At 32.5% G+C, this 12,740-nt stretch carries 13 protein-coding genes; 7 read left to right on the forward strand and 6 right to left on the reverse strand.

What is annotated here, in order from left to right; all coding sequences use genetic code 11:
* The first annotated feature begins 57 nt into the window (after positions 1–57).
* From QLQ94_RS14130 to QLQ94_RS14160, 7 genes are all read left to right on the forward strand, one after another.
* Positions 58–1,641 (forward strand): sensor histidine kinase, encoded by a 1,584-nt coding sequence (locus tag QLQ94_RS14130; RefSeq protein WP_271337162.1) that lies wholly within the window; start codon positions 58–60, stop codon positions 1,639–1,641.
* A 3-nt stretch (positions 1,642–1,644) separates the two neighbouring features.
* On the forward strand, positions 1,645–2,361 hold the full coding sequence (locus tag QLQ94_RS14135; RefSeq protein ID WP_072963937.1) for a response regulator transcription factor: 717 nt from the start codon (positions 1,645–1,647) through the stop codon (positions 2,359–2,361).
* Positions 2,362–3,051: 690 nt separating this feature from the next.
* A complete protein-coding gene (locus QLQ94_RS14140) occupies positions 3,052–3,798 on the forward strand; it encodes a hypothetical protein (RefSeq protein ID WP_482497542.1) in 747 nt (248 codons plus the stop codon).
* 3 nt (positions 3,799–3,801) lie between these two features.
* Positions 3,802–5,193, forward strand: coding sequence for an RtcB family protein (locus QLQ94_RS14145; RefSeq protein ID WP_427402269.1), 1,392 nt, complete (start codon positions 3,802–3,804; stop codon positions 5,191–5,193).
* A gap of 12 nt (positions 5,194–5,205) precedes the next feature.
* Positions 5,206–5,817 (forward strand): hypothetical protein, encoded by a 612-nt coding sequence (locus tag QLQ94_RS14150; RefSeq protein ID WP_271337165.1) that lies wholly within the window; start codon positions 5,206–5,208, stop codon positions 5,815–5,817.
* Positions 5,805–6,494: a peptide chain release factor H gene (gene prfH, locus QLQ94_RS14155; protein WP_427402270.1), complete on the forward strand. Its 690-nt coding sequence runs from the start codon at positions 5,805–5,807 to the stop codon at positions 6,492–6,494. The genes QLQ94_RS14150 and prfH overlap by 13 nt, the downstream gene beginning before the upstream one ends.
* Positions 6,481–6,993 (forward strand): hypothetical protein, encoded by a 513-nt coding sequence (locus tag QLQ94_RS14160; protein ID WP_271337167.1) that lies wholly within the window; start codon positions 6,481–6,483, stop codon positions 6,991–6,993. Before prfH ends, QLQ94_RS14160 begins: the two co-directional genes overlap by 14 nt.
* Positions 6,994–7,129: 136 nt before the next feature.
* On the opposite strand, the gene QLQ94_RS14165 is transcribed toward QLQ94_RS14160, so the two are convergent.
* From QLQ94_RS14165 to QLQ94_RS14190, 6 genes are all read right to left on the reverse strand, one after another.
* Complete coding sequence (locus QLQ94_RS14165; RefSeq protein WP_427402271.1) at positions 7,130–7,876, reverse strand: acyl-[acyl-carrier-protein] thioesterase; 747 nt, start codon at positions 7,874–7,876, stop codon at positions 7,130–7,132.
* A 106-nt stretch (positions 7,877–7,982) separates the two neighbouring features.
* The gene (locus QLQ94_RS14170) at positions 7,983–8,462 is read right to left on the reverse strand and encodes a hypothetical protein (RefSeq protein ID WP_482497545.1); all 480 of its coding nucleotides are present in this window, start codon (positions 8,460–8,462) and stop codon (positions 7,983–7,985) included.
* 228 nt (positions 8,463–8,690) lie between these two features.
* A complete protein-coding gene (locus QLQ94_RS14175; protein ID WP_482497547.1) occupies positions 8,691–9,374 on the reverse strand; it encodes a glycine-rich domain-containing protein in 684 nt (227 codons plus the stop codon).
* 54 nt (positions 9,375–9,428) lie between these two features.
* Complete coding sequence (gene miaA / locus QLQ94_RS14180; protein ID WP_427402273.1) at positions 9,429–10,346, reverse strand: tRNA (adenosine(37)-N6)-dimethylallyltransferase MiaA; 918 nt, start codon at positions 10,344–10,346, stop codon at positions 9,429–9,431.
* A gap of 157 nt (positions 10,347–10,503) precedes the next feature.
* Positions 10,504–11,340: an ion transporter gene (locus QLQ94_RS14185; protein WP_271337171.1), complete on the reverse strand. Its 837-nt coding sequence runs from the start codon at positions 11,338–11,340 to the stop codon at positions 10,504–10,506.
* Between the two features lie 30 nt (positions 11,341–11,370).
* A complete protein-coding gene (locus QLQ94_RS14190; RefSeq protein ID WP_427402274.1) occupies positions 11,371–12,732 on the reverse strand; it encodes an exonuclease domain-containing protein in 1,362 nt (453 codons plus the stop codon).
* Between the last annotated feature and the right edge of the window lie 8 nt (positions 12,733–12,740).

The raw sequence follows: 12,740 nt of genomic DNA on the forward strand, positions 1-12,740 counted from the left end.
GTTAATATTTGGTTAATGTATTATTTAGTATATTGTTAAAATATTAATTTTGTTGCGATGAATAAATTATTTTTTAGAATACTTGTTTTACTCATGAGTTTGTCCTTAATAGGGATCATTCTGGTACAGGTATATTGGTTCAATTCTTCGTTTAAAAACAACGACGAACAATTTAAATATCACGTTACACAAGTGATTGGAAACGTTGCTGATAAATTAGAACAACAAGAAGAGTATAGCTTTTATGACAAATACAATCGTATAAAAGACAGTACCGGCAAAACTCCAAAGAAAGAAGATCTGTTAGAAGTTCTTTATGTTCAAAGAAATACAAAAACCAATAAGACTATTGTATATTCTAACACACTTACATCAGAAGATTACGATATAAACGGAGCACTATTCAATAAAAAATTCAGTAGTGAGAGATTTAAAAATTTTAGTTCAAAAAGAGTAACTGAAGTTTATAATAACAACGGAATCGATAATAATGGTTTAGGACAAAGTATTATTCCCGATCTGAAAATTGAAAAATCAGGTAGTTTAGACATTCTAAATAAAGTTCAGCAGCAAATTCAATATAAGGATATTGCTTCTTTAACTCCTATAGAAGGAAGAATTACAAAAGATAAACTTCAAAAACTTCTAAAGAAGGAATTAGAAGAATATGGTGTAAATACCAAGTTTGAATTTGGCGTACTTAACAGCGGTCTTGCAACCAAAGTAAAGTCTGATGGGTTTCATTATGACAAAGATGCTAGTTATCATATACCAATTTATACTGATAATGAAGGAAATAGTAAATACGAGTTATTCATTACTTTCCCACATAAAAAGAAATTCTTATTGTCTGAGTTATTGAGTATTACAATATTATCGATAATTTTTACATTAATTATAATAGTTGCTTATACAAGTGCGTTGAATCAATTATTGCGTCAAAAACATATTTCTGAAATCAAAACTGATTTTATAAACAATATGACGCATGAGTTTAAAACTCCAATTGCAACGATAAATTTAGCACTCGATGCAATTAAGAACCCCAAAATTATTGAAGATAAAGAGAAAGTTTTTCGATATCTGCAAATGATTCGGGATGAAAACAAAAGAATGCATGCCCAGGTTGAAAATGTTCTTCGTATTTCTAAATTAGAAAAAAGAGAATTAGATATAACTAAGGAACCAACTGCAATTCATGATATAATCGATGATGCAATTGAACATGTAAATCTAATTTTAGAAGACAGGCACGGAACCGTTGTAAAGCACTATCAAGCTGCAAGAACAACGTGTTTAATTAACGAAGTGCATTTTACAAATGTGTTGGTTAATATTTTAGAAAATGCAATAAAATATTCACCGGATGTTCCTGAAATCGAGATTTTTACAGAAAATGTCAAAGACATGATTCTGATAAAAGTTAAAGATAATGGTCTTGGGATGAGTAAGATAGCTCAAAAAAGAGTTTTTGAGAAATTTTACAGAGAGCATACAGGAGATTTACATAACGTAAAAGGACACGGTTTAGGTCTTGCTTATGTAAAAAGAATAGTAGAGGATCACAATGGTCAAGTATATGTTGAAAGCGAAAAAGGAAAAGGTAGCACCTTTATAATAAAAATACCATTAATAAATTAAAATATGGAAAATAATAACAAAAGAATACTTTTAGTAGAAGATGACCTTAATTTTGGGGCAGTTCTTAAAGATTATCTAATGTTAAATGACTTTGAAGTTACTTTAGCTAAAAACGGTATGGAAGGTTTCGAGAAGTTCAAGAAAGATGTATACGATTTATGTATTCTTGACGTAATGATGCCTTATAAAGATGGTTATACTTTAGCCAAAGAAATTAGAGAAAAGAATAGCGAAGTGCCAATTATCTTCTTAACGGCAAAATCGATGAAAGAAGATGTATTAAAAGGATACAAAGCCGGTGCTGATGATTATTTGAATAAACCTTTTGATTCAGAAGTTTTATTGATGAAAATCAAAGCTATTATTCAAAGAAAATCTGCGGATACAAAAGCGGAACAAGTTCAGTTTGAATTTAACATTGGTAAATTTCACCTGAATTCTAAATTAAGATTTTTAACGTTCGAAAATGACGAACCAATAAAATTATCTCCAAAAGAGAATGAATTGCTTAAAATGTTAATTCTGCATGAAAATGATTTAATGCCAAGAGAATTAGCGTTAACTAAAATCTGGAGAGATGACAACTACTTTACTTCAAGAAGTATGGACGTTTACATCGCTAAACTTAGAAAATACCTAAAAGCAGATGAAGATGTTGAAATCCTTAACATTCACGGTGAAGGTTTCAGATTAGTTGTTAAAAGCAAAGTTGCAGAATAAACAAAATTCACAAAAACAAAAAGCACAAAGCCCTGAGTAATCAGGGCTTTTTTTATGCCTAAAAATAATTAGAATCGAAATCACACTCGTAACTAGACAAAGATTGACAATATTCTTTACGGAATTTCTTGTGTCATTTCTCCTCTATAGAAATGGCAAATATTACTAAACATTGGAATTTGTAATATTGAATTTTTAATATTTTAGGAGCTATTCCTGCTGTCCGCTATATCTTTTTCCGGCTAAAAAGCCAGAAAAAGGATGCCACTTCCATCAGGGCTATGGCTTTAGTATTCAATAAGATAGTTAGGTTTTTAAAAGTTTTAAATTAAGGTTAATTATTTTTTGCATGATTTTTCTTTAAATTAATTAGGAAAATCAAAAAAAAATTTACAATATTTGCACACGAAAAAAGTAATAACCCTTTAATAACGAAGAAAAATGTTTGTATTTACATTGTCATCTCAAAGCTTCACATCAAATAAATTTGGTGCAGCACTTCTTCGCGGCTTATTTCAATCTTAGAAATTCATTTTTAGATATATAAAAAAGCCCGAAGACATTTAGTTTCGGGCTTTTTTTATTCTAGACACTTCAAATTTTCCCGAATAATCGATTTTGTTATTTATCCGCACGGATAAAATGCTTTAGCCTGTTTTGGCTATTAATTTAATGCACTATAATTTTTTTATGGAAAATTATACAGTACAGGAGTATGCTTTGTGCTCCCGCTTTAAAAATATAAAAGCAAAGAAAAGATTAGTAAAAGAAGATTTTGAAAAACACCTGATTCACTTACGAAAGCTTGAAGTTGATCTCTGGAAAAAATACAGTGATTTACCATTAATTCTATTAGAAATACCTTATCGAAAAGGTTGGCAACGCAATTTTGTGCTAAGAGAGGATATAGCAAGATCAAATGATTCTTCTTTTTATGAAGCTCTATTAGAAAAGATAAATACCTGGCAATATGCATCTGAGAAATCTTTTAAAAGAAAGAAAAAGAGAAAGAGAAAAAATGTATATGCCGAAAAGCTTCAAACAGTAAAAGAGTTTTCAGAATCAGAATGGAAAAGTTCAAAATTAACATTGACCGAAAAAGAGAAAATGCATTTTTATAAACGGGAGCAATGGTGTCCTAATTGTAAATGTTATCATATTCATTATGTATTTAATGAGCCTTGGCGTTATGTATTACGCATTACAGCAAATATGATAACGCACACTAAAATGGTTGATGCAGTTTTGGAAAGCGAAATTAAGATTCTTAAGAATTATGTTATTAATCTTAATGTAAGACACAAAATAAACAAATTAGTAGATGGTTTTTCCTATCGCAATAGATATCATCAAAATGAGAATCCGCGAGAGAAAAACCCAATTAAAAATAGAAGTCAGCATTTATTGTATCAACAATATGTTGACGAAATGATATAAATCATGGGAAATAAATTATCCGGAAAAGACCTTATTAAATTAGGCTTTCCAAAAAATAATTCAATAAACATTGCTTTAGGGCAAATAAATAGATATAGAAAGAGAGAGAAAAAAGAATCGATTCTAACAGAGGCCAAAGACGTTTTGCTTCATCCGGAAAAGTTTGAAGGACACGGAACCTGGGGAAAAGTAGCCGAGGGATTGATAAAACCAGTTCAGGTAAGAATGCACCAATTGAAAACAACGAGAGTTCCTTTTACCATTTTTGGAGAAAATGAAATCGATGAACAAGCCAAATTTCAGTTATACGATTCTTTAAAACTGCCAATTTCAATTGCAGGAGCTTTAATGCCGGATGCGCATTCAGGTTACGGATTACCAATTGGCGGCGTTTTAGCAACAGACAATGCTGTTATACCTTACGGAGTTGGTGTTGATATTGGATGTCGAATGAGTTTATCGATTTTCGATTTGCCGGCTTCACATTTCAAGGGTAAAGAGCATCAATTGCAGGCTATTCTAAAAGACAATACCAAATTCGGGATGAATGAAACACATGCCACGAAAGCCGATCATGAAGTTTTTTATAAAAGCGAATTTAAGGATATTCCGTTATTAAAGAATCTTTTGCCAAAAGCCTATAAACAATTAGGAAGTTCTGGAGGAGGGAATCATTTTGTAGAATTTGGCATTGCTAAAATTGACAATGCTGAAAACGAATGGAAGTTAGGTGTTGGTGAGTATTTTGCTGTTTTATCACACAGTGGTTCTCGTGGTATGGGAGCTAATATTGCCAAACACTATACGTATTTAGCAACAAAACAATGCCCGTTACCAAAGAATGTGCAGCATTTGGCATGGTTGGACTTGAACACACATGACGGTCAGGAATATTGGCTAGCGATGAATCTGGCGGGAGAGTATGCAAAAGCCTGCCACGATGATATTCATAGAAGAATTGCCAAAGCCATAGGAAAGAGAGTTGTAGTAACCATTGAAAATCATCACAATTTTGCCTGGAAAGAAATAGTAAACGGGCAAGAATGCATCGTGCATCGAAAAGGAGCAACTCCTGCTGCTAAAGGTCAATTAGGGATTATTCCAGGATCGATGACAGCTCCGGGATATATAGTGAAAGGAAAGGGAAATACAGAAAGTTTAAACTCGGCTTCACATGGAGCTGGACGTTTATTTTCAAGAGCTAAATGCAAAGCTAGCTTTACTCAAAGTGAAATCAAAAAAGTATTGCAAGCTCATGATGTAACCTTAATTGGCGGGAATATTGATGAAGCGCCAATGGCCTACAAAGACATTACAAAAGTAATGGGAAATCAAACAGATTTGGTTGAAGTTCTGGGAACTTTCACACCTAAAATCGTTAGAATGGACCGATAAAAAATAAAGATCATGGAAAGATTTCAAGATGAAAATAAGTTTTTAGGAAGTTTTGCTAACGAGATTTTGGTAAAATGTCCTAAATGTGATTCTAAGTCGATGGTTAAAAAAGAACCTGTCTCAGAGTGTAAATGTGGACATTGTCATACAAAGGTTTTTGAATGCAAACATTGTTTTTATAAACTTAAAAAACCAATTTATCAATACGTTGGGTATGGAAAAGTGTATTGCAATAACTGTTTTGAAAAGTACGAATTTGAATCCCAATCATTAAAAGAAAAGCCGGAAAAGTACAAAGCAAAATGTCCGCATTGTAATTTTCAGGAAGAATGGAAACCAAAAATTGAAGAGTTTTTACAAAATTCAAAAGTTGTTGATGGTTTGGCTAAAGAGAAATATTATAATTTACCTCTTTGGTTTCAAAAAGAAGTAAATGGTGATATTTTTTGGGCATACAACGAAGAACATATTAACTATCTGGAAAGATACATTAAAGCTGATTTACGAGAAAGAAACAATAATGGAGGATATCATATGACAATGGTTTCGAGACTTCCAAAATTTGTAAAAGAAGCAAAAAGCAGAGAAAAGCTGCTAAAAATATTAGAAAAATGGAAAAAATAATTCAGATAACTGCGGGTCGGGGACCTGCAGAATGCACTTGGGTGGTTGCCCAAGTGCTTAAAAAAATTTTAGACGAAGCGCAGGAGCAAGATTTAGAAACTACTTTGCTGCAAAGAGAAGTTGGTGAGGAAAACGGAACGGTAGAGACGGCAACTATTGCAATAAAAGGAAAGAATGCAGGTCAATTTGCTGATTCCTGGATAGGAACGATTCAATGGATTGGTGAAAGTCAGTTTAGAAAAATGCACAAACGCAAAAACTGGTTTATTGGCATTTTTGAGATTCAACCGCAAAAGAATACTTCAATTTCAGAAAGTGATATTCAGTATCAGGCAATGCGCAGTTCCGGTGCGGGAGGGCAACATGTCAATAAAGTAAGTTCGGCCATTAGAGCAACACATATTCCAACAGGAATTGCCGTAGTGTCTATGGACAGCCGATCACAACACCAAAACAAAAAACTGGCAACAGAAAGATTATTAAAAAAACTAGAAGACGAAACTTTGCAACAGTTAAAAAATCATGTTGGAAAACAATGGGAAAACCAACTGAATATTCAGCGTGGGAATCCTGTTAGGGTATTTTCGGGAACTGATTTTAAAAAGAATAAAGTCGAAAAAAGCTATAAAGGAGCTCGTCAGAAATTAAAAATAGATTTACGAAATGAAAACAATTGATAAATACCTTTTTCAGGCTTTGGATAATTATCCGTATTCGCTTGAAGAAACTATTGAATCCTTAGATTATGCTTTTTCTTATGATGCAAAAAACACCATGGTTTTATGTCTATATGGAAGAATTCAGGCAGAACAATTATGGAATTATGAGGAAGCAAAATCATATTTTCAAGAAGCATTAGGAATAAATATCCATGCGCTTGAAGTATATCCGCACTATATTCAAACTTTAATTTTGAATGAGGATTACGAAGAAGCACAAAAATTAATTGATTTTGCTTTGACGATAAAGGGAATAAATAAATCTGAAATCTTTGTAAAAAAAGCCATTCTTTTTGAGGCGCAGCACCAATTTAAAAAAGCATTAAAGGAAATGAAAAACGCAAAACTGTACACGCTGCAATTTGCTTTTGATTGTGATATTAGTGAAGTCGAAAAAAGAATAAAAGGCAAAATTGATTTATTGAAAAATAAAAAGAAACCAAAGAAATCGAAATAAGATTCAAAAAAGAAATCAAATTAAATTAAAGTAAAAACGATGCAAATTTGCATCGTTTTTTTTATATTATTTTTTTTGCAACGAATTGCACGAATGTTCGCGAATTAAAGATATAACAAAATCCGTGGGCAGATAATTATTTCCAGTGCAATTCTAATGCAAAACAAGTTTTGTCACCTTTTGTAATACTAAATGTTGCCGTTGTATGATCGTCATCTTCGCTTTCATGAATTACAACCTGATCTTTTAACGAAAGCTCTTTCATGAAATTCATTTCGAAGCTTTTAACTTCTTGTTTCAAAATTCGTTTTTCATCAACATGATCTAAACACCATTCCAGATATTTTACATTATTTACGTGATTAACGATGTCTAAATCTGATAAGTAAACTGTTTTTTCGAAAACGGCTTCTTTTTCGTGATTGATGTTGATTTTAGAAAAACCTTCAGTTGTGGCCCTATTTTCCGGATATAATTCAAAATGCTCGTATGGTAAAGCCAGAGCTTCAGGACGACGTAATTGAGTATTAAAAACAGCCCAATAGGTTTCGCAGCCTACTATTTTTTCACCATTTACATACATTTCGAGCGCACGCACTGAACGAGAATTTTCTAAGCTGTTGATCCATGTTTTTACTGTTACAACATCCTGCCATTTTGGTAAAGCGCTAATTTCAACGCGCATGCGGCTTAAAACCCAGGCTTGATGGAATTCCTGCATGTCGAAAAAACTAATGCCGCCAACTTCTGAATGTGCTGCTGCCGTTAATTGTAAAATATTACATAAGTCAGTATATTTTAAAAATCCGGTAGGAGTGCATTGTGTAAAATTGATTTCCCAGTCTTTGCTTAAAACTGAAGTAAAATTTGGTGATATAGGCATTTTTATGTGATAAATAATTTATAGCTAATTTTAAATTGTTGTAGTTATTAAAAATAAAATTTTAAGAATCTTAAGTTTATATAACGAAATGAGATGATGTTTTATTTTAGTCTCCACCGCCGCCACAACCACCGCAGGAACTGCCACATGAACTGCCGCAGGAACTTCCTGATGAAGAGTCAGACGATGTTTCGCAAGAACTTCCGGATGAGCTGTCGTAATTATTATTTCTGTTTACCTCTGCGATGAGTGGCATAAATGCTGGAGTTATTACAGCAGCGCTAAATAGAAAATAGTTCCATTGCCAGTTATTTTCGACTTGTCTGACGGGTAAAATTTCTCTTTTATACAAATTTGTTATAGTGTCAACAGCAATAAGTCTGGTTAATCTGAACAGAAAAATAATTGAAGTAATACTAAAAACAATCAGAATAAATACAAGGAGACCTACAGGTTTATTTCTCGCATAGCCGGTCATTACTCTTGTATATCCAAGCATAGCAATTAGGGCAAGAACAACAAAGTTTAGATAGAATATTTTATTGAATTTCTTAGATTTAATAAAATATTTTTCAAACGCGTCCATGCAATTTGATATATTTATAAAAACAGGTTTTCTTTTCATGCGGTCCACTAATGTTGTGTAAACGCTTTTTCCAAATTCAGTCAAAGATCTCGTTATCTCAATTTGCTCATCAGTCAAAGCGACTTTGTTTTCAATAAGATTAATTATGTTATAAGGTTGTATCTCAACTATCTTCTTGTCAATTAATTCATTTACGACTCCATTAATTACATTAGAAATTTTTTGAGTTTAAAGATAAATTAGTTCGTAAGGTTCAAGGTCATAGATAAATGAATTCTTATCAAATTTACGTGCAATTTGTCGAAGTTTAGCTTTGTTGTAGAAATCCAGAATTTTAAATGTCACAACATACAAAATAATCAAACCAATCAGGAAATAGGGATTGTCGATTGTAATATAAATTGGTTTTAAAAGATAGTAGAACGGGAATGTAAGAAAAAGAAATACTATCATACCATTACTGATAAATGACCTTAATTTGATTTTTGCTTTGTCTAAATTTAAACTTTCATACATTCCGTCAAACTCCCAAATATCATTTGGCTGAATTCCAAAAGTTGATTCGTATAGTATATTGGTTTGTTCTTTTGCTTTTTTAAATTTTTGAAAATCTTGTTTGTTATGGGTTGACGGAACGTGCTGAATTTGTTTACCAAGTAATTTGCAAAATTGCTGATAAGATTGTGTGAAAATTAAGTGCAAATGCCAAACCGTATCAACTATTTCAGATGGAGAAACCATCGAATCAGAAACTGTCGCCAGATACATGAACTTTTTATATTCTAAAATCGCCTTTTTAGTAAAGTTTTTTGTCCAAAAGTTTTCTTGTGCAAGCCTTACTGAAAATCCAAATTCACTTGGTGGATCATCAAAATCGAATTGCACAATCTTATTCCAAAGTACGTTATCCATATTTTTAGTTTACAAAAAGCATTATAAAATTAAGATTATTTGATTAATTGTCCCTTAAAAAGATTTTTCGATATACGCTATGATTGTTGTTCGATTTGCTGAATAATCAAACCATTGTGTAGTTTCATTTCTTTTAAACCAGGTAAGTTGTCTTTTAGAAAAACGGCGGGTATTTTTTTTGATTTCTTCGATGGCAAATGGCAAAGAGAATTCTCCGTCAAAATAACTGAATAATTCCCTATATCCCACAGTTTGCAGTGCATTTAATGTTTTATTGGGATATAACGCTTTAGCTTCTTCAAGTAAACCTTCATTCATCATGATGTTCACACGTTGATTGATCCTGTCGTAAATGATTGGTCTGTCAGCTTCTAAACCAATCAAAATAGGAGTGAAGTTTCTATTGTTTTTCTTTTGATTTAGAAAAGAAGAATATGGTTTTTGAGTTCCAATACAAACTTCTGTAAAACGCATCATTCTTTGCGGATTTTGAAGTGTTTGTGGATTCTCTATTGTTATTTTTTGATAATACTCAGGATCTAGATTTTTCAGCTGTTCTTGCAGGTATTCGATTCCAAGTTTTTCATAATTTGAATTTACCTGAGAACGTATTTCAGGATTGATTTCAGGAAATTCATCAAATCCTTTTAAAATTGCATCAACATACAATCCTGAACCACCAATTAGAATTGCAAAATCATTGTTTTCAAATAATTCTTCTAATTTATGAAGTGCTTCTTTTTCATAATCTCCGACGGTATAATTTTCTAAAATAGATTTATTTTGAATAAAATGATGCGTCGCAGCTTGTAGTTCTTCAGGATTAGGAACAGCTGTACCAATGGTCATTTCTTTAAAAAACTGACGGCTGTCACAAGATATTATTTCGCATTTAAAATGTTGGGCCAAAGCAATACTTAAGGCTGTTTTGCCTATAGCTGTTGGTCCGACGATGGTAATTAAGTGTTTCATATTTTTTTAGCCCAGATGGAAGTGAAACCCCGGACTTATATTGGTTAGTTTTTTTTAGGATAAAAGAGCGACTTTAGAAGCTCCTTTTATACTTTTAAAAAACAACAAAGATAAGGAGGAGTTGGAATGTACAGATGGAATAGCTCCTTAAAATTAATTATTTAGATAATGTGGTTCCGCATTCATGGCAATATTTTGCGCTGTCAAAATGTAATTGCGAATTACAATTTTGGCATGTTTTTTTTGTGCTGACAGCATTATTGCGAAGGCTGCTTTTTGCGAATTCTGCAGTAACAATTCCTGTGGGAACGGCAATGATTCCATAACCCATAATCATGACAAGCGAGGCTAAAAACTGACCAAGAGGAGATGCGGGTGAAATGTCGCCATAACCAACGGTGGTTAGGGTTACGATAGCCCAATAAATGCCCATAGGAATACTTGTAAAACCGCTTTCTTTGCCTTCGACGACGTACATCAATGAACCAATAATTACAGCGCTAATAAGGACGAAGTAGATAAAAACCAGAATTTTTTCTTTGCTGGCTTCCATAGCTTCCCGAAGCTGCATTGATTGCTGCGAAATTTGTGGAATATGTAAGATCTTGAACAATCTGAAGAAACGCAGGACTCTAACGATTGTAAGAACATTTGTGGCAGGGAAAAATATAGATAAATACATGGGTAATATCGCCATTAAATCGATAATGCCGTAAAAACTGAAAACATACTTTACAGGTTTTTGTATCGAAATAATACGCAAAATATATTCAATGGTAAAGAAAACTGTGATAACCCATTCACAAATAACAAGATAAGAATGGTACTTAAGATTGATACCTTCTACAGTATCCATCATGACTAAAAGTACACTTAATAAAATAAGACCTAAAAGTACCAGATCAAACAAACGTCCTAAAATGGTATTAGTGCCATAAAGGATGATTTGGGTCTTTTGTCTAAAAATTTCGTATTTTGATTTTATTTTTTTCATCTCGGCGAAGATAATGAAAGTTTTGGATTGTTAAAAATGAAGTATTTTAAGCGATTTACTTTTGCGGATGTAATTTTGAATAATGTTTTTTACATCACGGTTGTGTTCCATTGGTATCAAGATATTTTTAAAAATATCAATATTGGTAATTTGATAATTTAAATCATAAAAAGCATAACCTTTATAAATTCCGTTTTCGATTAATATTGCGCTTCGTTCGTTTACATTTCTTCCTCTGTCAATCAGAATCATGCTTTTATTATCAAAACTATTTTCGCTTATAAATTGTTGTACTCTGGCATTGTACACTTCTGGAGTGATTTCGCCAATACAAGCGCCGTCGCATTCTTTTATTTTATATTGAAAACATTCTTTCTTTGTTTGATACAATCCAGTCAACTTTTGACACAAATGATATTTTGCAGTAAATTTGAAAAGAGCATTTTTGCCTTCTTGTAAAGTAGCAAAAGATGTAATTTCTTTTTTACGGCCATCTGCTTTTTCAAGCTTTAGGTTGATGTATCCATCAGTATCTTTCTCAGCATATAACGCATATTGAAAAATAGTTTTTCTTCCGGAGCGATTATATCTTGGTCGGTTTATTTTTATTTCCTGACTTTCTTTCAACAACGCAATTAATTCACTGCCTGTTTCATCATGAGTTATAGTAAAAACTTCGGCTTGGATTTTTTTGCTTTTGGTTGTAATTCCGGTAAAATGCTGATTGACTCTTTTTTTTATATTTTGACTTTTACCGATATAAATTAGAGTTCCACCTTCATTGTAAATGTAGTAGACACCAGTTTTTGCGGGCATTTGAGATAAAAGATCCAAAAATTTTGGCGCAATACCTTTTTCTACTTCTAATTTTATAAAATCTTTTACGATGGTTTTTTCTAAATCTTTTTCAAGAAGCATTTTGAATAACTTGGTCGTTGCCATCGCATCTCCGCTGGCACGATGTCTGTCTGCCATTGGGATTCCAAGTGCACGAACCAATTTTCCTAAACTATATGAAGGTTGTTCCGGAATTAGTTTTTTTGCCAATTCGACGGTACAAAGTGTTCTGGCTTCGAAATCGTAACCTAAACGTCTGAATTCGGTACGAAGAATTCGGTAATCAAATGAGGCATTATGTGCTACAATGATACAATCAGAAGTGATTTCGATGATTCGTTTTGCTACTTCAAAAAACTTTGGAGCAGAACGCAACATAGCATTATTGATACCGGTTAATTTCACCACAAAGGGCTGAATCGGAATTTCAGGATTAACAAGGCTAATGAACTGGTCAATTACTTCATGGCCATCAAATTTATAAATGGCGATTTCAGTAATTCCTTCTTCGTTAAACTGGCCTCCAGTAGTTTCTATGTCTAGTATTGCGTACAAATTCAGTA

The organism is Flavobacterium sp. B114r, assembly GCF_056824125.1.